The organism is Micromonospora reichwaldensis, from assembly GCF_031845925.1.
GTDB classification, from domain to species: domain Bacteria; phylum Actinomycetota; class Actinomycetes; order Mycobacteriales; family Micromonosporaceae; genus Micromonospora; species Micromonospora reichwaldensis.
Genome location: NZ_JAVRFL010000040.1, coordinates 39,528 through 60,675, shown reverse-complemented (window position 1 = coordinate 60,675; position 21,148 = coordinate 39,528). Strand labels below are relative to the sequence as shown.

21 protein-coding genes are annotated in these 21,148 nt (G+C 72.9%); 8 read left to right on the top strand and 13 right to left on the bottom strand.

Going from position 1 to position 21,148, the window contains the following annotated elements:
* The first annotated feature begins 114 nt into the window (after positions 1 to 114).
* Positions 115 to 1,074 (top strand): pectate lyase family protein, encoded by a 960-nt coding sequence (locus tag RM555_RS26245; protein WP_311414249.1) that lies wholly within the window; start codon positions 115 to 117, stop codon positions 1,072 to 1,074.
* Positions 1,075 to 1,128: 54 nt separating this feature from the next.
* On the opposite strand, the gene miaB is transcribed toward RM555_RS26245, so the two are convergent.
* A complete protein-coding gene (gene miaB / locus RM555_RS26240) occupies positions 1,129 to 2,655 on the bottom strand; it encodes a tRNA (N6-isopentenyl adenosine(37)-C2)-methylthiotransferase MiaB (RefSeq protein WP_311414248.1) in 1,527 nt (508 codons plus the stop codon).
* 51 nt (positions 2,656 to 2,706) lie between these two features.
* Here miaB and RM555_RS26235 point away from each other — a divergent pair, with 51 nt between their 5' ends.
* Positions 2,707 to 2,937 carry a DUF2277 family protein gene (locus RM555_RS26235; protein ID WP_132232942.1) on the top strand — a complete coding sequence of 77 codons (231 nt, stop codon included), beginning with the start codon at positions 2,707 to 2,709 and terminating at the stop codon, positions 2,935 to 2,937.
* Positions 2,938 to 3,057: 120 nt separating this feature from the next.
* Here RM555_RS26235 and RM555_RS26230 read toward each other — a convergent pair whose 3' ends face one another.
* A complete protein-coding gene (locus RM555_RS26230; protein WP_151453951.1) occupies positions 3,058 to 3,537 on the bottom strand; it encodes a hypothetical protein in 480 nt (159 codons plus the stop codon).
* A gap of 212 nt (positions 3,538 to 3,749) precedes the next feature.
* On the bottom strand, positions 3,750 to 4,745 hold the full coding sequence (selD, locus tag RM555_RS26225) for a selenide, water dikinase SelD (RefSeq protein WP_396888845.1): 996 nt from the start codon (positions 4,743 to 4,745) through the stop codon (positions 3,750 to 3,752).
* A gap of 184 nt (positions 4,746 to 4,929) precedes the next feature.
* Here selD and RM555_RS26220 point away from each other — a divergent pair, with 184 nt between their 5' ends.
* From RM555_RS26220 to RM555_RS26205, 4 genes are all read left to right on the top strand, one after another.
* Positions 4,930 to 5,685, top strand: coding sequence for an amino acid ABC transporter ATP-binding protein (locus RM555_RS26220; RefSeq protein ID WP_311414246.1), 756 nt, complete (start codon positions 4,930 to 4,932; stop codon positions 5,683 to 5,685).
* Between the two features lie 58 nt (positions 5,686 to 5,743).
* A complete protein-coding gene (locus RM555_RS26215) occupies positions 5,744 to 6,613 on the top strand; it encodes a glutamate ABC transporter substrate-binding protein (protein WP_311414245.1) in 870 nt (289 codons plus the stop codon).
* A 78-nt stretch (positions 6,614 to 6,691) separates the two neighbouring features.
* On the top strand, positions 6,692 to 7,366 hold the full coding sequence (locus tag RM555_RS26210) for an amino acid ABC transporter permease (protein ID WP_311414244.1): 675 nt from the start codon (positions 6,692 to 6,694) through the stop codon (positions 7,364 to 7,366).
* Entirely contained in the window at positions 7,366 to 8,250 is an 885-nt protein-coding gene (locus RM555_RS26205; RefSeq protein WP_311414243.1) for an amino acid ABC transporter permease, read from the top strand. Before RM555_RS26210 ends, RM555_RS26205 begins: the two co-directional genes overlap by 1 nt.
* A gap of 82 nt (positions 8,251 to 8,332) precedes the next feature.
* Here RM555_RS26205 and RM555_RS26200 read toward each other — a convergent pair whose 3' ends face one another.
* From RM555_RS26200 to RM555_RS26155, 10 genes are all read right to left on the bottom strand, one after another.
* Positions 8,333 to 8,671 (bottom strand): hypothetical protein, encoded by a 339-nt coding sequence (locus RM555_RS26200; RefSeq protein ID WP_311414242.1) that lies wholly within the window; start codon positions 8,669 to 8,671, stop codon positions 8,333 to 8,335.
* A gap of 118 nt (positions 8,672 to 8,789) precedes the next feature.
* Complete coding sequence (gene rny / locus RM555_RS26195; RefSeq protein ID WP_311414241.1) at positions 8,790 to 10,556, bottom strand: ribonuclease Y; 1,767 nt, start codon at positions 10,554 to 10,556, stop codon at positions 8,790 to 8,792.
* A gap of 680 nt (positions 10,557 to 11,236) precedes the next feature.
* Positions 11,237 to 11,950, bottom strand: coding sequence for a 3-keto-5-aminohexanoate cleavage protein (locus RM555_RS26190; RefSeq protein ID WP_311414240.1), 714 nt, complete (start codon positions 11,948 to 11,950; stop codon positions 11,237 to 11,239).
* A gap of 229 nt (positions 11,951 to 12,179) precedes the next feature.
* Positions 12,180 to 12,875, bottom strand: a complete 696-nt coding sequence (locus RM555_RS26185) for a regulatory protein RecX (protein WP_311414239.1) — start codon at positions 12,873 to 12,875, stop codon at positions 12,180 to 12,182.
* 14 nt (positions 12,876 to 12,889) lie between these two features.
* On the bottom strand, positions 12,890 to 13,936 hold the full coding sequence (recA, locus tag RM555_RS26180) for a recombinase RecA (protein ID WP_311414238.1): 1,047 nt from the start codon (positions 13,934 to 13,936) through the stop codon (positions 12,890 to 12,892).
* 184 nt (positions 13,937 to 14,120) lie between these two features.
* The gene (locus RM555_RS26175; protein WP_121395993.1) at positions 14,121 to 14,321 is read right to left on the bottom strand and encodes a DUF3046 domain-containing protein; all 201 of its coding nucleotides are present in this window, start codon (positions 14,319 to 14,321) and stop codon (positions 14,121 to 14,123) included.
* A gap of 4 nt (positions 14,322 to 14,325) precedes the next feature.
* Entirely contained in the window at positions 14,326 to 15,633 is a 1,308-nt protein-coding gene (locus tag RM555_RS26170; RefSeq protein WP_311414237.1) for an MFS transporter, read from the bottom strand.
* 78 nt (positions 15,634 to 15,711) lie between these two features.
* A complete protein-coding gene (locus tag RM555_RS26165) occupies positions 15,712 to 16,854 on the bottom strand; it encodes an acyl-CoA dehydrogenase family protein (RefSeq protein WP_311414236.1) in 1,143 nt (380 codons plus the stop codon).
* Between the two features lie 152 nt (positions 16,855 to 17,006).
* Complete coding sequence (locus tag RM555_RS26160) at positions 17,007 to 17,711, bottom strand: UdgX family uracil-DNA binding protein (protein ID WP_311414235.1); 705 nt, start codon at positions 17,709 to 17,711, stop codon at positions 17,007 to 17,009.
* 148 nt (positions 17,712 to 17,859) lie between these two features.
* Positions 17,860 to 19,200, bottom strand: coding sequence for an aminotransferase class I/II-fold pyridoxal phosphate-dependent enzyme (locus RM555_RS26155; protein WP_311414234.1), 1,341 nt, complete (start codon positions 19,198 to 19,200; stop codon positions 17,860 to 17,862).
* A 34-nt stretch (positions 19,201 to 19,234) separates the two neighbouring features.
* On the opposite strand from RM555_RS26155, the gene RM555_RS26150 reads away from it, so the two are divergent.
* Both RM555_RS26150 and leuE read left to right on the top strand, forming a co-directional pair.
* Entirely contained in the window at positions 19,235 to 20,479 is a 1,245-nt protein-coding gene (locus tag RM555_RS26150) for a bifunctional pyridoxamine 5'-phosphate oxidase family protein/GNAT family N-acetyltransferase (protein ID WP_311414233.1), read from the top strand.
* A complete protein-coding gene (leuE, locus tag RM555_RS26145) occupies positions 20,476 to 21,144 on the top strand; it encodes a leucine efflux protein LeuE (RefSeq protein ID WP_311414232.1) in 669 nt (222 codons plus the stop codon). Before RM555_RS26150 ends, leuE begins: the two co-directional genes overlap by 4 nt.
* Positions 21,145 to 21,148 lie beyond the last annotated feature (4 nt).

The following is a 21,148-nucleotide window of genomic DNA, read 5'->3' as shown; positions in this document are numbered from 1 at the left end:
AGTCCGCATCCGCGGGGCCGCAGACCGCCGTCCCCACCGACCAGACGCCACCGGGCACGGCGTCGCAGGGTCGGCCCACGGTCCGCGAGCCCGCGACCACCGAAGGGAAGCACCATGCGTACGTCCCGACGTCGCACCACCCTGCTCACCGCCGCCGCCAGCGCCGCCCTGCTCGCCGCGGGGGCGCTGACCACCGGCACCGCACCCGCCTCGGCCGCCCCCACCGGGCTGGTCGGCTGGGCCACCCAGAACGGCGGCACCACCGGCGGCAGTGGCAACCCCGTCACCGTCACCAGCGCCTCCGCCCTGACCAGCGCGGTCGGCTCCAGCAGCGCGGCGGTGATCCGCGTCTCCGGCACCATCTCCTGCTCCGGCATGCTGCGGGTGCGGTCCAACAAGACCATCCTCGGCAACCCCGGCGCGACCATCTCCGGCTGCGGCTTCAACATCAACGGCGACCGCAACGTCATCATCCGGAACCTGACCTTCCGGAACTGGAACGACGACGCGATCAACGTGCAGGAGTCGGCCACCAACATCTGGATCGACCACAACAGCTTCACCAACGGCAACGACGGCGCGGTCGACATCAAGCGGGGCTCGGACTTCATCACCGTGTCGTGGAACCGGGTCTACGACCACGACAAGTCGATGCTGCTCGGGCACAGCGACAGCAACGGCAGCCAGGACACCGGCCACCTGCGGGTGACCTACCACCACAACTGGTTCGACGAGAGCACCCAGCGCCACCCCCGGGTCCGCTTCGGCAACCCGGTTCACGTATTCAACAACTACTACGACAGCAACGGCGGCTACGGCGTGGCCTCCACGGAGAACGCCGGGGTGCTCGTCGAGGGCAACTACTTCGAGAACGTCGACGACCCGTACCACCTCGGTGAGGGCGACTCCGGGCCGGGCACGCTGGTCGCCCGGAACAACCACTTCGTCAACTCCGGCAGCGGCCAGGCCGGCGGCAGCGTCCGGGCCATCCCGTACTCGTACAGCCTGGACGCCGCGAGCAGCGTGAAGTCCATCGTCACGGGCGGCGCGGGCGCGGGCCGGATCCAGGTGTGACCGGCTGAACGCACCGGCCGGGGCCTGCGCGCGCAGGCCCCGGCCGGTCGCGGGTCAGTGCGCGGCGCAGCCGGTCGTCGGCGCGGGCGCCGCGGCCGGCGCGCCGATCGTGGGCAGCCCGAGCAGCACCCCCGGCGTACGCGGGGCGCGCCCCGCCTCGGCCGCGTCGCCGGCCCGGGTGCGCCGGTGCGCCAGCGGCTCGCCGTCGGCGTTGAGGTGGTGCGGTGCGGCGTAGGTGATGGTGGTGTGCACGACGTCGCCGGGGCGGATCCGCCCGGCGAGGGAACCGGCGTCGCCCTGCTGGCCGTTCGCGCCGGTGGCGAGGTGGACCAGGCGGCCGTCGCGGGCGCGGCCGGACATCCGACCCGTGCGCTCGTCCTTGCGCCCCTCGCCGACGGCGACCAGCACCTCGACGGTCTCCCCCACCAGCTTCTTGTTCTCCGCCCAGGTGATCTCCTCCACGCAGGCGATCAGCCGCTCGTAGCGCTCCTGCACCACCTGCTTGGGCAGCTGGCCGTCCATGGTGGCGGCCGGCGTGCCGGGGCGCTTGGAGTACTGGAAGGTGAACGCCGAGGAGAACCGGGCCTCGCGCACCACGTCGAGGGTGCGCGCGAAGTCGGCGTCGGTCTCGCCGGGGAACCCGACGATGATGTCGGTGGTGATCGCCGCGTCCGGCATCGCCGCCCGGACCTTCTCGATGATGCCCAGGTAGCGGTCGGCCCGGTAGGAGCGGCGCATCGCGCGCAGCACGTCGTCGGAGCCGGACTGGAGCGGCATGTGCAGCGAGTGGCAGACGTTGGGCGTCTCGGCCATCGCGGCGATCACGTCGTCGGTGAAGTCCTTCGGGTGCGGGCTGGTGAACCGCACCCGCTCCAGCCCCTCGATGTCGCCGCAGGCGCGCAGCAGCTTGCCGAAGGCCAGCCGGTCGCCGAACTCCACGCCGTAGGAGTTGACGTTCTGCCCGAGCAGGGTCACCTCCAGCACGCCCTCGTCGACCAGGGCACGGACCTCGGAGAGGATGTCGCCGGGGCGGCGGTCCTTCTCCTTGCCCCGCAGAGAGGGCACGATGCAGAACGTGCAGGTGTTGTTGCAGCCGACGGAGATCGACACCCAGCCCGCGTACGTGGACTCGCGCCGGGTGGGCAGCGTCGAGGGGAAGACGTCGAGGGACTCGAGGATCTCCACCTCGGCCGCCGTGTTGTGCCGGGCCCGTTCCAGCAGCACCGGCAGTGACCCGATGTTGTGCGTGCCGAACACCACGTCGACCCAGGGCGCCTTGCGGACGATCTCGCCCCGGTCCTTCTGGGCCAGGCAGCCGCCCACGGCGATCTGCATCCCCGGGTGCCTGGCCTTGACGGGGCGCAGGTGACCGAGGTTGCCGTAGAGCCGGTTGTCGGCGTTCTCCCGGACGGCGCAGGTGTTGAACACCACCACGTCCGGGCCGTCGTCGGCTTCGGCGGCGCGCACGTAGCCCGCCTGCTCCAGCAGGCCGGAGATGCGCTCGGAGTCGTGCACGTTCATCTGGCAGCCGTAGGTGCGCACCTGATAGGTGCGCGGGCTGCTCGCCGCTGCGGTAGTCATGACCCGGACAGCGTATCCGGGCCCACCGACCGGACTTAACGAGGAGGAGCCGTGTGCCGGAGCATCAAGACCCTGCGTGAGCCGTACGTCGCCGAGGTGACCCCGGGCGACGTCGACGCGGCGGCGTTGCAGTACGTCCGAAAGATCTCGGGTTTCCGCAAGCCCGCCGCCCACAACGCCGCGGCCTTCGACGCGGCGGTCGCCGCCGTCGCCGCGGCCACCGCGACCCTGCTCGCCGAGCTGGAGGTACGCGGCGGCCGCTCCGCCAGCCCGGCGAGCTGATCCCGCCGCCGGGCCGGGACGGGGTCTCGCCCCGCCGGCCCGGCTCCCGGGCTGCCTCCGCCGTCCCGGCTCCCGGGCTGCCTCCGCCGTGCCGCACGGGGCCGGCAGCGGGTGCGCGGGTCAGGCGGCGGCGAGCGCCGGGAGCACCGAGTCGGGCGCCCAGCGCGAGCGGTGGCACTGCGACCAGCCGCGACAGCGGGGGTCGGCGTCGGTGCACAGCCGCTGGTCGGCGAGCTCCTCGCCGTCGTCGGTCTCCCGGACGTCGAAGTGCACCGGCCGGATCGTGCCGTCGGGCGCGACGAGCAGGTGCCGCCCGGCGTCCAGCGTGTCGTCGCGCAGCAGGCAGTTGCGGTCCAGCAGCCGCGCCAGCGTGGCGATGCTGCCGTGCTCGGAGAGCCCTTCGGGCACCCCGTAGCAGTCCACGATCGTGGCGAACTCCCCCGGCGCCTGCCAGACGTCGCAGATCACCGCGTACGTCGGCAGACGGGCGGGGTCCGCCGCCGCCAGGGGCATCACCACCCGGCCGAGCGCCTCGGCCAGTGCCGGGTAGACCTCCACCGGCCGCACCTGCTCGATTCTCCAGTTCCACAGCTCGGTCATGCCGCCTCCTCGCTGTGCTCGTCCCACCGGCCTCCGGATCGGGCCTTACTGACGATGGTGGGGTGCATATGACCTCAGCCGGGGGCAAGTTACCGGTCTGTGACCATTCCGGGCAAAATTTCCCCGAGCGCCATTGCTCCGAGTAGCGGAAAGGTGACAGTTTATCGGGTACCGTGGCCCGATCCCGACGCCACACGCCGGGCGGCCCGCCCTCAGCGCACGACCACGCGGTGCTCCCCCGGCGGCAGCAGCTCGCCGATCACGGTGGCGCCCGGCAGTTCGCCGGCGACCAGCAGCCCGCCCGAGGTCTGCGCGTCGGCCAGCAGCAGCCGCTCCTCCTCGCCGACACCGCCGAAGTCGGTCCACCCGGTGACCCACTCCAGGTTGCGCCGGCTGCCGCCGCTGACGTGCCCGTCGCGTACCGCCTCGCGGGCGCCAGCCAGGTAGGGCACCAGGGCCGCGTCGATCGCCACCGTCAGGCGGCTCGCCCGGGCCAGCTTGGACGCGTGCCCGAGCAGACCGAAGCCGGTCACGTCGGTGCCGCAGCGGACCCCGGCCGCCACCGCGGCCCGCGCCGCGTCGCGGTTGAGGGTGGTCATCGCGGCGACCGCCTCGGGGAAGCTCTCGCCGGTGGCCTTGTGCCGGGTGTTGAGCACCCCGACGCCGAGCGGCTTGGTCAGCGACAACGGCAACCCCGCCCGGCCGGCGTCCAGGGTGATCAGTTCCTCCGGCCGGACCACGCCGGTGACGGCCAGCCCGTACTTGGGGCCCTCGTCGTCGACGCTGTGCCCGCCGGCGAGGTGACAGCCGGCGTCGCGGGCCACGTCCTGCCCGCCGCGCAGCACCTCCCGGGCCAGCTCCAGCGGCAGCACGTCGCGCGGCCAGCAGAGCAGGTTGAGCGCGACGAGGGGGGTGCCGCCCATGGCGTACACGTCGGAGAGGGCGTTCGTCGCGGCGATGCGCCCCCAGTCGTACGCGTCGTCGACCACCGGGGTGAAGAAGTCGGCCGTGGTGACCAGGCCGGTGCGCTCGTCGAGCCGGACCACCGCGGCGTCGTCGCCGTGATCGAGCCCGACGAGCAGCTCGGCGGTGCCGGTGGCCGGGCCGAGCCCGGCGACCATGGTCTCCAGCTCCCCCGGGGGGATCTTGCACGCGCAGCCGCCGCCCCGGGCGTACCGGGTGAGCCGTACCGGTTCGGTCATCTCCACATGATCTCCGAACCGCTCCATCCCATGGCAACCGGCGTGCCCCGATCGCGGTCAAAATCGGACTCTTGACCCCGTTCTGAACTGGTGTTATCGCTCCGTGACCAACTGAGTTGCGTCCCGCCACATCCCCCCGCCTACAGTTGCCCAACCGGGGGTCACCCGACCCCGCGCGACGACAGGGACGGTGAACGACGTGACGACGGGCGAACCGCTCATCGTGCTGGACTCGGTCAACAAGTGGTTCGGGCCGCTGCACGTGCTGGACGACGTCTCGCTGTCGGTCGGGCGCGGCGAGGTGGTCGTGGTGATCGGCCCGTCGGGCTCCGGCAAGTCGACGCTGTGCCGCACCATCAACCGCCTCGAACCGATCAGCTCCGGCACGATCACCTTCGACGGGCAGCCGCTGCCGGCCGAGGGCAGGGCGCTGGCGAAGCTGCGCAGCGAGGTCGGCATGGTGTTCCAGTCGTTCAACCTCTTCGCGCACAAGACGATCCTCGAGAACGTCACCCTCGGGCCGGTCAAGGTCCGCAAGGAGAAGCCGGCGGCGGCGCGCGAGCGCGGCCTGGCCCTGCTGGACCGGGTCGGCATCGCCAACCAGGCCGACAAGTTCCCGGCCCAGCTCTCCGGCGGCCAGCAGCAGCGGGTGGCGATCGCCCGGGCGCTGGCCATGCAGCCCAAGGCGATGCTCTTCGACGAGCCGACCAGCGCGCTGGACCCGGAGATGGTCGGCGAGGTGCTGGACGTGATGACGTCGCTGGCCAGCGATGGCATGACCATGGTCGTGGTGACCCACGAGATGGGCTTCGCCCGGCACGCGGCGAACCGCGTCATCTTCATGGCCGACGGGAAACTGGTCGAGGACGCGCCGCCGGCCGAGTTCTTCGCCAACCCGCGCAGCGAGCGCGCCAAGGACTTCCTCTCCAAGATCCTCACGCACTAGGCGTCCGTACCTGGAGCACGCCGTCCCCCGGCGGGTTCCTTCGAAGAAGGAGAAGTGTATGCGTATGAAGCGCGTGGCCGCGGTCGCCGCGGTGGCCGCCCTCTCGCTCGCGATGACCGCCTGCGGTGGCGACAGCGACAGTGACAGCGGTTCCGGTGGTTCGGCCAAGGGCATCGTCGGCAAGGCGCAGAGCCAGAAGAAGCTGGTCATCGGCGTCAAGGCCGACCAGCCGGGCCTGGGTCTGCAGACCGGCAGCCAGTACGAGGGCTTCGACATCGAGGTCGCCAAGATCATCGCCAAGGGTCTCGGCGTGGACGCGAACAACATCGAGTGGAAGACCACCGTGTCCTCCAACCGCGAGCCCTTCATCCAGCAGGGCACCGTCGACCTCGTCATCGCGACGTACACCATCAACGACGAGCGCAAGCAGAAGGTCAACTTCGCCGGGCCGTACTTCATCGCCGGCCAGGACCTTCTGGTGAAGGCCGACTCGACGCTGGCCGGCCCGGAGGGTCTGGACGGCAAGACGGTGTGCTCCGTGTCCGGGTCGACCCCGGCGAAGCGGGTCCAGACGGACTACCCGAAGGCCAAGCTCCAGCAGTTCGACTCGTACTCGAAGTGCCTGCCGCTGCTGGAGAAGGGCCAGGTCGACGCCGTCACCACTGACGACATCATCCTCGCCGGCTACGCCGCCCAGGACCAGTACGCCGGCAAGTTCAAGGTCGTCGGCAAGACCTTCTCCAGCGAGCCGTACGGCATCGGTCTGAAGAAGGACGACAAGGACGGCTGCGAGAAGGTCAACGAGATCCTCAAGACCGCGGCCTCGGACGGCACGTACAAGGCCGCCTGGGACGCCACCCTGGGCAAGAGCGGCAAGGCCGCGCCCGAGCTGGACACCACCAAGCTGACCAACTGCGGCAGCGTCTGACGGTACCGGGGCCGGCATCCGGAGGGATGCCGGCCCCGGTCTGTCCGGACGCCGACGACCTGCCCCGGGAGCCGACGCATGCACGTATTCGCTGACCCGACGAACTTCGACGCCTATCTGTCGGGCTTCCTCTGGATCCTCAAGCTGACCGGTGCCTCGGCAGTGTTCGCGCTGGTGCTCGGCGTCCTGCTGGCCACCATGCGGGTCTCGCCCGTGCCCGTGCTGCGTGGCTTCGGTGCGGCCTGGGTCAACATCTTCCGCAACACCCCGCTGACCCTGGTCATCTTCTTCTGCTACTTCGGCCTCTTCTCCACACTGGGGCTGAGCCTGGCGGACGACCTGGACCTGAACAACTTCTGGCTCGGGGTCGTCGGCCTGTCGGTCTACACCGCCGCGTTCGTCTGCGAGGCGATCCGCTCGGGCATCAACACGGTGCCCGCCGGCCAGGCCGAGGCCGCCCGGGCGGTCGGTTTGACCTTCGCCCAGACCCTCCGGATCGTCGTCCTGCCGCAGGCCGCCCGCTCGGTGATCGCCCCGCTGGGCAGCATCCTGATCGCGCTCTGCAAGAACGCGACGATCGTCGGCACCATCGGGTTGATGGAGTCCTCCAACGTGATGAAGGACCTCATCAACAGCAACGGTGACGCCGTCATCCCGATCTTCCTGGTCTTCGCCGGCACGTTCGCCGCGCTCCTGATCCCGACCGGCTACTTCTTCGGCTGGCTGGCCAACCGACTGGCGGTGAAGCGCTGATGAGCACCAGTTCCATCCTCTACGACCACCCGGGGCCACGCGCCCGCGTCCGCAACGCGGTGCTGACCGTCGTCTTCGGCGTCGCCCTGGCCGGCCTGCTGTGGTGGGTGTACGCCAAGTTCGACGAGGCCGGCCAGTGGGAGGGCTACCTCTGGCAGCCGTTCACGGAGAAGGCCACGTGGACCCAGTTCATCTGGTCCGGCCTGCGCGCCACGCTCTGGGCAGCGGCTGTCGGGATGGTGCTCTCCCTCGCCTTCGGCATCATCTTCGCGGTCGGCCGGCTCTCCGAACACCGCTGGATCAGCATCCCGGCCGGCGCCGTGGTCGAGTTCTTCCGCGCCGTCCCGCTGCTGTTGATGATCTTCTTCATCTTCTACGGCGTGCCGTTCCTCATCCAGGGGCCGGTGTCGGCGTTCTGGGCCGTGGTGATCGGACTGACCCTCTACAACGGCTCGGTGCTCGCCGAGGCGTTCCGGGCGGGCATCCGGTCCCTGCCGGGCGGCCAGGCCGAGGCGGCCTACGCGATCGGCATGCGCAAGAGCCAGGTCATGCAGCTCATCCTGATCCCGCAGGCGGCCCGCGCGATGCTGCCGGTGATCGTGAGCCAGCTCGTGGTGCTGTTGAAGGACACCGCGCTCGGCTACATCGTCGCCTACCCCGAGCTGCTGCAGCGCGGCGTCAACGACCTCTCCGCCAACAAGGGGAACGTGGTCGCCGCCGCGATCGTGGTGGCCGGCATCTACATCGTGCTCAACTCGCTGCTCACCGCGCTCGCCACCTGGCTCGACCGGCGCAGCAGCCGGCGGGCGTACCGGATCCCCAAGCAGACCGCTCCCGACTCCACTCCAGCCGGCGGAGGCGCGGTCGCCGAACCACAAGGCTGACGCACGGCGGCGGGTGTCAACGATGAGGCGGGGCAGGGAGTGATGTCACTCCCCGCCCCGCCTCATCATCGGTTCCGACGACTCAGTCGTCCTGCCCCTGCTCCACCCCGTAGCTCGAGATGCTCTTGGTCGCACCCGAACCGCACTGCACCTTGGACACCGACAGCCCCCCCGCGTAGTTGCCGTAGTAGGTCCTCGTCGTGTTGTTCGGGCCTTCGACGCACTTGACCCAGGCCCGGTGCCACCAACGGAACGTGTCGGGCGCGCACGTGGACTTGACGCCCCAGGTGTAGGTGTAGTCCCGCGACGCACTACAGGGTGCCGCCTGCGCCGGCGCCGCGCTCACCACCACGACGCCGGAGGCGACGGCCGCCACGACGAACCCTGCGCTGACCAGACCACGACTGAGCCTCTTACGCATGCTCTCTCCCGTCTCTGCTGCAATGATCATTGCAAGAGCCAGAAGAATATACATATATGCCGTCTTGTATCTAGCCCTCCGTAGTGAACGCTTCACCTAACGTTCCGGACGGGACTGGTCAGCGGGCGATTTCGGTGACCCGGGACTCGCGGACCACGGTCACCCGGATCTGACCCGGATAGGTCAGCTCCTCCTCGATCTGCTTGGCCACGTCCCGGGCCAGCACGGCGGCGCCGATGTCGTCGACGTCGTCCGGCTTGACCATCACCCGGATCTCCCGGCCGGCCTGCATGGCGAAGACCTTCTCCACGCCGAGCTTGCCGGCCGCGATCTCCTCGATGCGCTCCAACCGCTTGACGTACGCCTCCAGGCTCTCCCGCCGGGCCCCCGGTCGGCCGCCCGAGCAGGCGTCGGACGCCTGGGTGAGGACGGCCTCGATGGTCTGCGGCGGCACCTCGTTGTGGTGCGCCTCGATGGCGTGCACGACGTCCTCGTTCTCGCCGTACTTGCGGGCGAGGTCCGCGCCGATGATGGCGTGGCTGCCCTCCACCTCGTGCGTGAGCGCCTTGCCGATGTCGTGCAGGAACGCCGAGCGCTTGATGATCGGCACGTCCAGCCGCAACTCGGCGGCCATGATGCCGGCGATGTGCGCGGTCTCCACCAGGTGCTTGAGCACGTTCTGCCCGTACGACGTCCGGTAGCGCAGCCGGCCGAGCAGGGTGACCAACTCCGGGTGGATCTCGGTGATGCCGACCTCGACCAGGGCGTCCTCGGCGGCCCGCTGGCAGAGCTCCTCCACCTCGTGCCGGGCGAGGTCGTGGACCTCCTCGATGCGGTGCGGGTGGATCCGCCCGTCCAGGACCAGCTTCTCCAGGGTCAGCCGCCCGACCTCCCGGCGCACCGGGTCGAAGCAGGAGAGGAGCACCGCCTCGGGGGTGTCGTCGATGATCAGGTTCACGCCGGTGACCGACTCGAAGGCGCGGATGTTGCGGCCCTCCCGGCCGATGATCCGCCCCTTCATCTCGTCGCCAGGCAGGTGCAGGACGCTGACCACGCTCTCCGCGGTCTGCTCGCTGGCGACCCGCTGGATGGCGTCGACGACGATGTGCCGGGCGCGCTGCTCGGCGGTGCCGCGGGCGTCGGACTCGATGTCGCGGACCAGCAGGGCGGCCTCCCGCTTGGCCTGGACCTCGATCGCCTCGATCAGCTCCGTTCGGGCCGCGTCGGCGGTGAGGCCGGCGACCCGCTCCAGCTCGCGGCGCCGCTGCTCCTCCGCCTCGGCCAGCTCGGCCTCGCGCTGGGCGAGGGCGGCCTCGCGGGCCGACAGGGCCGCGCTGGCGGCGGTGAGCTGCCGTTCCCGCTCGGCGAGGCGCTCCACCTCCTCGGTGTGCAGCCGCTCGCGCTCGTCCATCCGGGCCGCCCGCCGCTCCACCTCGGCGGCCTGCTCCCGGGTGGTGGCGGCGAGCACCGCGACCTCCCGCTCGCCGCTGCGCCGGGCGGTGGCCCGCAACTGCTCCGCGTCGGCCTCGGCCTGCTTGTGGGCCCGTTCCAGGACGGTGTCGGCCTCCGCCCGGGCGTCGTCGAGCACCCGGCGGGCCTCCGCCCGGGCCGCCTTCGCCTCGGCCTTCGCGGCAGCCGCCTCGGCGCGGGCCGCCGCGGCGGCGGACTTCGCCACGTCGATCGTGCTGTTGGCCTCGTCGGCGGCGGTACGCAGGGCCGCGAGGGACTGCTCCTGCCGGTCCTTCTCGGCGATGAAGGCGGGGTCCTCGGGCGCCGGTGCCGCACCGAACCGGCGCAGCGCCCGTACGCCGAGCAGCACCGCCCCGAGCACGACCACGGTCAGGACCAGCACCACGGCGAGGATCACGATGTCGAACCCGCTCATGCCGGCGCCCCGCTCCGCCCGATGGCCACAGGGCCCGGCCCGACCGGCCCGCTCATGTCGGGACTCCGGTGGAACTGCGCCGCCTCGCCATGGCCGCCTCCCCTGAACGTCGGGACCGCAGCGACCGTGCCGATGGGCACGCACCCTGCGGCTGTGGACGCCCGACCGGAGCGACTGGCCGTGGGGTAGCTTCCGTCGGCGGTGCTCCACGCGGGAGCATCGCCGACGGCCGGGTGCAGTTGTCGCGCCAGCGTCGGACCGGCCAGTCCGGAGCTGCCGCCAATGGCCGATCGGATCGGCCAAAGTGATGCTGTTCCGTTACGCGATCTATGTTGTGCGCTTAGCCTGCGCTTGGTCGGGCAATGTGAGCCTGTATGGCGAGGCTAGGTCTCCCGGGGGGCTCCGGTCAAGAACTCATGATCAAACCCCCCGAACGGAGAGAAGTTGTCGCGTCACGCACCGCTGATGCGCGCCCGGACACCGGCGGACAAAACGGCAGCGGATCGGGTCGCGCGGCGCGTCGGCCCTGCTCAGCGGGGCGGCCCGTACGCACCCTCGCACGCGCCATCCGGCGCCCGTACGCGTAGCCGCCGGCGCACCGCCGACCGGCTGTGACGCAACCCTCTGCCCCACGACGCTCGCCGGAGCCCACGAACGCACCACTCCCCCGACCGGGTGGGTCAGCGGGCGCCCGCCGCCAGTGCCGCCGCCACCAGTGCGGCGTTGTCGGGCGCGGGCGAGCCGTCGGGCAGTGACAGCGTGTCCTCCAGCCCGACACGGCTGTGCAGGCCCCGGCGCACCGCCTCGGCCAGCACCGGCCAGGTCGCCGGCCCCTCGGCATGCAGCAGGACCGGCGGGCTCCCGGCCGCAGGGGACGGCAGCGCGGCCAGCATCGCGGCGGCGTCCGCAAGCGCCACCGCCCGGTCCTCGGCCATGCACTCGATCAGGATCCGCCCGGCCGGCACCCGCCACCGCGCGTACGCCCCGACCGCGTCGACCGTCCACAGCCCCGCCTCGGCCAGGACGCCCCGCTCGTGCAGCGCCGTCGCCACCGCCTCCGCGCCCGGCTCGTGAGCGTTGACCGAGGCGAAGTCGGGCAGCACGGTCCAGGCCCGGACCGCGGCCACCCGGGCGGCCGGCTGCGCCTCGATCCAGGCCCCGGTGCTCACCCCCACCGGCAGCCCCGGCCGGGCGGCCCGGATCGCGTCCAGCGCGGCGGCGACCACCAGTGGGTGCAGGGACTCGCGGCCGTCGGCGTCCCGGGGATGCACGTGCACCGCCCCCGCGCCGAGCCCCGCGCAGCGGGCCGCGTCGGCCGCCAACTCGGCCGGGGTGACCGGCACCGCCGGATGCTCGTCACGCCCTCGGGCCCCGTTGAGGCACGCTTTCAACACGAAGTCTCCCTCCGCCCACCGCCGGGCCCGCGGCCCTGCCGCCACACGCCTCCAACCCGGGCCCCGCCGCCGGATCTCAGCGCTCCGTCGCGACGCGCCCCAGCACGGGGCCCCGCCGCCCGATCTCAGCGCTCCGTCGCGACGCGCCCCAGCACGGGGCCCCGCCACCGGGCTCAGCGGCCCGTCGCCACGTGCCTTCAGCAGCGGACCCTTCCGACCCGGTGCTCGCTCACCCGTGGGAGCGGCTGTCCCGCTCCAGCTCGCCCTCGGCGTCGGCGAGCGCGTCGGCGTCGATCTGCTCGGCGAACTCGGCCGCCTCGGCGCTTTGCGCGGCGAGCGCGTCCTTCACCGCCCGGATCGCCACGCCCGGCGGGTAGCCCTTGCGGGCCAGCATGGCCACCAGCCGCCGGAAGACCGCGTCCGGCTCGCCCCGGGCGGTCCGCAGCTTCCGCTCGACCAGGGCGCGGGCGGTCTCGGCCTCGGTCTCCTCGTCCAGCTCCCCGAGGGCCTCGCTCGCGACCTCGCCGTCCACCCCGCGCTGGCGCAGCTCGTTGGCCAGCGCTCGGCGGGCCAGGCCCCGGCCGGAGTGCCGGCTGGCCACCCAGGCCCGGGCGAACGCGGCGTCGTCGATGATGCCGACCTCGTCGTAGCGGTCGAGCACCTCCGCCGAGACCTCGTCGGAGACGCCCCGCTTCGCCAGCGCCCCGGCCAGCTCGGCCCGGGTGCGGGGCCGGACGGCCAGCTGGCGCAGGCAGATCTCCCGCGCCAGCTCGGCCTCGTCGCGCGGCGGGGCCGGGGGCGCCTCGGGGTCGGTGTCGTCGGTACGGCCGCGCCGGGCCCGACGGGGCCGGGGCGCGCTGTCGTCACCCGCGCGGACGGGGCTGGCATCCCAGCCCCGCCCGGTGCGGGCGCGTCGTCCTGCCACGGGTCAGGGACCGGTCAGAAGTCGACCGGCGGCAGCTCCGGGCCACCGGCGGCGTCGCCCGCGCCCACCCCGACGCCGAGCTTCTCGAGGATCTTCTTTTCGATCTCGGCGGCGACATCCGGGTTTTCCTTGAGGAACTCCCGGGCCTTCTCCTTGCCCTGGCCGAGCTGGTCGCCGTCGTAGGTGTACCAGGCGCCGGACTTGCGGATGATCGCCTGCTCCACGCCCACGTCGATCAGCGAGCCCTCGCGGGAGATGCCCTTGCCGTACATGATGTCGAACTCGGCCTGCTTGAACGGCGCGGCGACCTTGTTCTTCACGACCTTGCACCGGGTGCGGTTGCCGACCACGTCGGTGCCGTCCTTGAGGCTCTCGATGCGGCGCACGTCGAGCCGGACCGAGGCGTAGAACTTCAGCGCCCGGCCGCCCGTGGTGGTCTCGGGGCTGCCGAACATCACGCCGATCTTCTCGCGGAGCTGGTTGATGAAGATCGCCGTGGTGCCGGTGTTGTTGAGCACACCGGTGATCTTCCGCAGCGCCTGGCTCATCAGCCGGGCCTGCAGACCCACGTGGCTGTCGCCCATCTCGCCCTCGATCTCGGCGCGCGGCACCAGGGCCGCCACCGAGTCGATGACGATGATGTCGATCGCGCCGGAGCGGACCAGCATGTCCACGATCTCCAGCGCCTGCTCGCCGGTGTCCGGCTGGGAGACCAGCAGGGAGTCGGTGTCGACGCCGAGGGCCTTGGCATATTCCGGGTCGAGCGCGTGCTCGGCGTCGACGAAGGCGGCGATGCCGCCGGCCCGCTGGGCGTTGGCCACCGCGTGCAGGGCCACCGTGGTCTTACCACTGGACTCCGGACCGTAGATCTCGACGACCCGGCCTCGGGGCAGACCGCCCACGCCGAGCGCCACGTCGAGCGCGATCGAACCCGTCGGAATCACCGAGGTCTGGACGACCGGCCGCTCTCCCAGCCGCATCACCGAACCCTTGCCGAACTGCTTGTCGATCTGAGCGAGAGCAAGGTCGAGTGCCTTCTCCCGGTCGGGCCCTGCGGCCATGTTTGCCACCCCTGCCTTCGCCGGCGTCTTTCCTGAGCTTCGCGTCACGCGGACACGCTAGGCGCTGGGTCCGACAGAAAACCAGCCGACCGGCCGTGAGCTGTGGACGAGCACCCCGCTGTGGACAATAGCCGAACAGGTGTACGAGGCGGCAAGCGACACGCGGAAGCCACGAAACGGCTGCTCAGCGGAGCCGCGCGGGCACCCGGTCGGGATAGGCGGCGCAGACCGCCCGCCACACCACGTGGGTCTGCTCACCCGACGCCAGGGCCTGCTCGATGGTCCGCCCACCGAGCTGCGAGAGCACCTGGTCGCGGGCGATGCTGCCCGCGTAGCCGGGCCCGAAGGCCTCCTCCAGCCGGGACCAGAAGTCGGTCAGCCGCACGTGATCAGTCCTCCTCGTCCGGTGCCCCCACCGGCACCGGCCGCAACGCTAGCGTCACCAGGGGCACCACCGCGACCGCCGCGAGCCCGGTGAGCACCGGGTAACCGGCCGCCTCCACGACAAACCCGCTGACCGCCCCGGCGGCGGCGCCGGCCAGGCCCATGGTCAGGTCGGAGAGCCCCTGCACGCTCGGCCGGATCCCCACCGGCACGGACTCCGACAGCAGCGTCGAGCCCGCGACCATGGTCCCCGACCAGCCCAGGCCGAGCAGGAACAACCCGACCGAGAGCCAGGCCGTGTGGTGCCCGGCCGTGCCGGCGACCGCGCACGCCGTGAGCAGCAGCCCGACGCCGCCGAGGATCACCGCCCGGCGGCCGACCCGGTCGGTGAGCCAGCCCGCCACCGGGGCGAGCGCGTACATGCCGGCGATGTGCAGGCTCAGCACGAGACCGACCACCCGCAGCACGTCGGCGTCGTCGTGCCACTCGTGCAGGCGCACCGGGGTCATCACCATCACCGCGACCATGACCAGGTGGCCGACAGCCACCGCGACGATGCCGAGCCGGGCGGCCGGCCGCATGCGTACCACCGCCCAGGCGGCCCGCATGCCCGCACCGCGCCGGGCGGTCGGTGCCGGCGTGACGACGGGGGTCGCCGGGGTGCCGGCCGCCGTCAGCCGGCGCGCCGTGAGCAGCGGGTCCGGCCGCAGCAGCGCCAGGATCGCCCCGGCGGCCAGCACGAGCGCGACGGCGCTGAACGCGAACGGACCGGCCAGTGTCGGCAGCCCCCAGCCGCGGGTGGTGCGGTCGGCGAGCGAGGCGAAGTTCGGCGCGGCGACCGCGCCGATGGTGGTGGCCCAGACGATCAGCGAGAGCTGGCGGCCCCGGCGCGCCGGCTCGGCCAGGTCCACCGCCGTGTAGCGGGCCTGGAGGTTGGCCGCGCTGCCGCCGCCGAACAGGAGCATGCCGAGGAAGAGCAGCGGGACCCAGCGGGTCACCGCGGCGAGGACCACCAGGGCGCCGCCGGCCGCGCCGGTGAGGTACGCGACGACCAGGCCGGGCCGTCGGCCACGCACGGTCATGATCCGGGTGACCGGCACGGCGAGCAACGCCCCGCCCACCACGGCGGCGCTGCTGACCAGGCCCGCGACGGCGGTGCCGGCGATGTCGGAGGCGAGCAGCGCCCCGACGGCGACGCCGATGGTCACCCCGATCCCGCCGACGATCTGGGTGACGAAGAGCAGCCGCAGGGTACGCCGCTGGATGGGCGCGACGTCGGCGGCGACGAGCGGCGCGGCGAGGTCGGTGGCCATGGCGGCTCCTTCGAGGTAAGGGGCGAGGTGCCATCTCATCCTTGCGCACCCGCCCCGCCACCCGGCAGCCCGTCGACGTTACAACCCCAGGCCCCGGCCGATGATCTCCTTCATGATCTCGGTGGTGCCGCCGTAGATCGTCTGCACCCGCCCGTCCAGCCACGCCTTCGCCACCGGGTACTCCAGCATGTAGCCGTAGCCGCCGTGCAACTGCACGCAGCGGTCGGCGACCCTGTTCTGCAACTCGGTGGTCCACCACTTCGCCTTCGCCGCGTCGGTGACCGAGAGCCGGCCGGCGCCGTACTCCGCGACGCAGTGGTTGACGAAGGTACGGGCGATGGTGACCTCGGTGTCCAGCTCGGCCAGCAGGAAGCGGTTGTGCTGGAACGCGCCGATCGGCCGGCCGAAGGCCTGCCGGGAGCGGGCGTAGTCGAGGGTGACGGCGAGCAGCCGCTCGGCGGCGGCCACCGCGACGACCGCGATGCTGAGCCGCTCCCGGGGCAGGTTGGCCATGAGGTGGTAGAAGCCGTGGTTCTCGGTGCCGATCAGGTTCTCCGCCGGCACCCGGCAGTCGTCGAAGAACAACTCGGCGGTGTCGTTGGCCTTGAGCCCGACCTTGGCCAGCCGCCGGCCCCGGGAGAAGCCGGGGGTGCCGCTCTCCACCGCGATCAGGCTCACCCCGTGCGCGCCCTGCTCCGGCGCGGTACGCACGACCACGACCACCAGGTCGGCCATCTCACCGTTGGTGATGAAGGTCTTCTGGCCGTTGAGCACCCAGCCGTCGCCGTCGCGGACCGCGCTCGTGCGGATCCCGGCCAGGTCGGAGCCGGCGCCGGGCTCGCTCATCGCGATCGCGGTGACCAGGTCGCCGGAGCAGAACCCGGGCAGCCAGCGCTTGCGCTGCTCGTCGGTGGTCAGCTCGGTCAGGTACGGCGCCACCACGTCGTTGTGCAGGCCGAAGCCGAGCCCCGTGCAGCCGCTGGCGACGATCTCCTCGTCCAGCACGGCGTTGAACCGGAAGTCCCGCTGCCCGCCGCCGCCGTACTCCGCGTCGACGTCCGTGCCCAGCAGGCCGGCCGCCCCGGCCCGGCGCCACACCTCGCGGTCGACGATGCCGTCGGCCTCCCAGCGCTCGTGGTGGGGCACCGCCTCGCGGGTCAGGAACTCGCGGCACAGCTCGCGGAACTCCTCGTGGTCACGCTCGTAGAGATGCTGCTCCATGGCGGCAAGTGTGGCACCGCTCAGCCGTCCGCCGGTCGGTGCCACGGGCGAATCTTGGACAGTTGTCGTTCGCGGCGAACGGCAACTGTCCAAGATCGACGTGGAGTTCTCGCGTGGCCGGGCGGACCGCCGACCGGCGGGCAACCGGTCGGTCAGCCGGCGAGGGCGCGGGCGGCCACGGTGAGGTCGGCGACCAGCCCCTCGTACGCCTTGTCCTGGTCGTCGGCGCGCAGCACGGCGGACGGGTGGATGGTGGCCAGCAGCCGGGCCGGCGGGGCGTCCGCGACGCCGTCCGCGGAGTCCACCGGCACCCGCCGGAAGTCCTCCGGGTGCTGGGCCGACTCCGGCCAGGGCAGCAGCTCGCCGCGCTGGCGGGTGACCCGGAACGTCGGGCCGAGCAGGGCCTTGGCGGCGGTGGCGCCGAGCACCACCACGATCTCCGGGCGGAGCTGGGCGAACTCGGCCACCAGCCAGGGCCGGCAGGCGGTGACGTGCACCCGGTCCGGGGTCTGGTGGATGCGTCGCCTGCCGCGCAGCTCGAAGCGGAAGTGCTTCACGGCGTTGGTGAGGTAGATGTGGCCGGGGTCGAGCCGGGCGTCGTCGACCGCCCTGCGCAGCAGCCGGCCGGCGGGGCCGACGAACGGCAGGCCCTTCTGGTCCTCCAGGTCGCCGGGCTGCTCGCCGACGAAGACCACCCGGGCGCCGGCGTCGCCGCGACCGAAGACGGTCTGCGAGGCGTCCCGGTGGAGTTCGCAGCCCCGGCAGCCGGCGGCGGCGGCGCGCAGGTCGTCGAGGGTGTCGGCGCGCGGCGGGATGAACTTCTGCGCGCCCGGCGCGGTCCCGGTCTGCTCGGCCATGGCGACTGTTCTACCCGGTGCGGGAGGGAACACGCGCGGGGACCCGCCGGGCGGGACACGCCGGTGTGCACACAGTGGACGGTGTGGGCGGAGTGCCGACCCGGCGTCGCCCACCCCGGGCCGTCGGGGGTCGCGGCAGGCTCCCCGCTCACGCCGTGAAGCCGGCGCCGGGGGCGGGCCGGACCGCCCGGGCCACAGCCTCGGCCAGGTCCGGGATCTCCGCCTCGTCGAGCGAGCTGACGGTGATCCGCAGCGCCGGCGGGCCGGCGATCCGGTGCAGCGCGCCGGGCGCGACCGCCCAGCCGGCGTCGCGCAGCGCGGTCAGCACGCTGGTCTCGTCGTCGACCGGCAGCCAGACGTTGATGCCGCTGCGGCCGTGGGCGACCAGGCCGTGGCCGGCGAGCGCGTCGATCAGCCCCGTGCGCCGCCGCTCGTAGCTGCCGGCGGCCCGGTCCACCAGCCCGGCCACGGCGGGATCCCGCCAGAGCGCCAGGACGAGCCGTTGCAGCACGGTGGAGACCCAGCCGGCGCCGACCCGGGCCCGGCCGGCCACCCGGGCCACCGTGGTCTCGTCGCCGACCAGCACGGCGACCCGCAGGTCGGGCCCGAACGGCTTGCTCACCGAGCGGACGAAGGCCCACGCCGGGGTCGCCCCGGCGAGCGGGTGCAGCGGTACGCGGGCCAGCTCGGCGGCGTGGTCGTCCTCGATCAGCAGCAGGTCGGACCGGCCGGCGAGCAGGGCACGCAGCTCCCCGGCCCGCTCGGCGGAGACCGCCGCGCCGGTGGGGTTCTGGGCCCGGCTCGTCACGATCAGCGCCCGTGCGCCGGCGGCGAGCGCGGCGCCGACCCCGGCGACCAGCGGACCGTCGTCGTCGACCGGCACGCCGATCGGCCGCAGCCCGAGCGCGGCGACCAGGTCGAGCAGGTTGGCCCAGCCCGGGTCCTCGACCGCGACCGCGTCGCCGGGGCGCAGGTGCGCGCCGAGCAGCCGCTCGATGCCGTCCAGCGCGCCGCCGGTGACGGTCAGCTCGGTCGCCGGTACGCCGTCGGCGGCCAGCCGCTCGCGGGCCGCCTCGGCCAGTTCGGGCAGCACACCGGCTGCGGGGTAGCCGACCGGTTCGCCCGCGGCGGCGGCGAGGCCGGCGAGGTGCGCCCCGAGGGGCGGCAGCAACCGCACGTCCGGCTCGCCCCGGGAGAGATCGCGCAGGCCGGGGGCGGTCGGCGGGCGCAGCGCGGAGCGGCGGGACGCCACCGGCGGCCGGGGCCGGACCCGGGTGCCGTGCCGGCCGGCGGTGACCACCAGGCCGCGCTGGCGCAGCTCCTGGTAGGCCCGGGCCGCGGTGGCCGGGCTCACCGCGAGCCGGGCGGCGAGCTCCCGCACCGGGGGCAGCGCGTCGCCCGGAGCGAGGGCGGCGGAGCGGATGCCCGATTCGATGCTGGCCGAAATCTCGGCGGCCGTCGTACCGGCGACCTGATAGCGTGCTGACACAAATCAAGGATTGTACTAGAACAAAGGTCGAGCCATGTACGCACCCACCGACCGGACCACCGCCAGCCGCTCCCGGGACCGGATGAGCTACGACGAGGCCGCCGCGCACGCGATCCTCGACGAGGCGTACGACTGCGCGCTCGGGTTCACCGTCGACGGCGAGCCCCGGGTGCTGCCCACCCTGCACGTCCGCGTCGGCGACACCCTCTACCTGCACGGCTCCACCGGCAGCCGGCCGCTGCTCGCCGCCCGGGGCGACGGGCTGCCGGTCTGCGTCGCCGTCACCCTGCTCGACGGCCTCGTCTACGGCCGCTCGCAGTTCCACCACAGCGCCAACTACCGCTCGGTGGTCGCCCACGGCACCGCCCGCCTGGTCACCGACCAGCGGGAGAAGCTGCGGATGCTGACCGCCCTGGTGGAGAAGGCCGCCGCGGGGCGCAGCGCCGACAGCCGCCCCCCGTCGCGCCGGGAGCTGGCCGAGACGGCCGTGCTGGCCCTGCCGTTGCGCGAGGTGTCGGTGCGCGCCCGCACCGGCGGCGTACGCGACGAGGAGACCGACCTCGCCCTGCCGCACTGGGCCGGCGTGGTGCCGCTGCGGCTGACCGCCGGGCTGCCCGAGCCCGACGCCGGGATGACCGCGCCGGTGCCGGCGTACCTGCGGGAGCGGACCTCGCCGTGGCTCGACCCGGCGGTGCTGCGCGGGGAGCACGTGCTGCTGGAACCACTCGACCTCGCGCACGCCGACGAGCTGCACGCCGCGACCGCCGACCCGGAGGTCTGGCGGCACCTGGGCAGCCCGCAGCCGGCCGACGCCGCCGGCACCGCCGACGGGATCGCCACCGCGCTGGCCGCCCACCGGCGGGGCGAGCGGGTGCCCTGGGCGCAGCGCTGCGCGGTGACCGGTGCGGTGGTCGGCACCACCTCCTTCTACGAGGTGGACCCGGAGCGCCGGGCCGTGGCGATCGGCTACACCTACCTGGGCCGGCCCTGGTGGCGCACCGGGATCAACACCGAGGCGAAGCTGCTGCTGCTCACCCGCGCCTTCGAGGAGCTGGGCGCGGAGCGGGTGGTCTGGCACACCGACATCCGCAACGAGCGCTCGCAGCGGGCCATCGAGCGCCTCGGCGCGTCCCGCGAGGGGGTGCTGCGCCGGCACCGGCTCCGCCCGGACGGCTCCTGGCGGGACACCGTGCAGTATTCGATGATCGTCGACGAGTGGCCGAACGCACAGGTCACGCTCCGGGAAAGGCTTCGCCGGACGGCACCCGTGGCCCCATGATGGCGGGCGTGCTGGGCATCACCGACATCTGGACGTACGTGCTGGGCACCGTGGCGATCGTTCTGCTGCCCGGTCCCAACTCCCTCTTCGTGCTCTCCACCGCCGCGCAGCGGGGCGTGGCGACCGGCTACCGGGCGGCCGGCGGGGTCTTCGTCGGCGACGGGATACTCATGTTCCTCTCCGCCGCCGGCGTGGCGTCGCTGGTCCAGGCGTACCCGCCGCTCTTCCTCGTGATCAAGTACGCCGGCGCCGCGTACCTCGGTTATGTGGGGTTGACGATGCTGCGCGGGGCGTGGCGGCGCTGGCGGACGCGCAACGACCCGGCCACCCCGCGGCTCATCGACGCCGCGGAGCCGGCGGCGCTGCGCAGCCCCTTCCGCAAGGCGTTGGTGATCAGCCTGCTCAACCCGAAGGCGATCCTCTTCTTCGTCTCGTTCTTCATCCAGTTCGTGGACCCGGGCTATGCCTGGCCGGCGCTGTCGTTCCTGCTGCTCGGGCTGATCGCCCAGGTCACCAGCGCGCTCTACCTGACCGCGTTGATCTTCACGGGCACGTTCCTGGCGGCCCAGTTCCGTCGACGCCACCGCCTGGCCGCCGGCGCCACCACGGGCGTCGCCGCGCTCTTCCTCGGCTTCAGCCTCAAGCTGGCCACCGCCACCGCCTGACCCG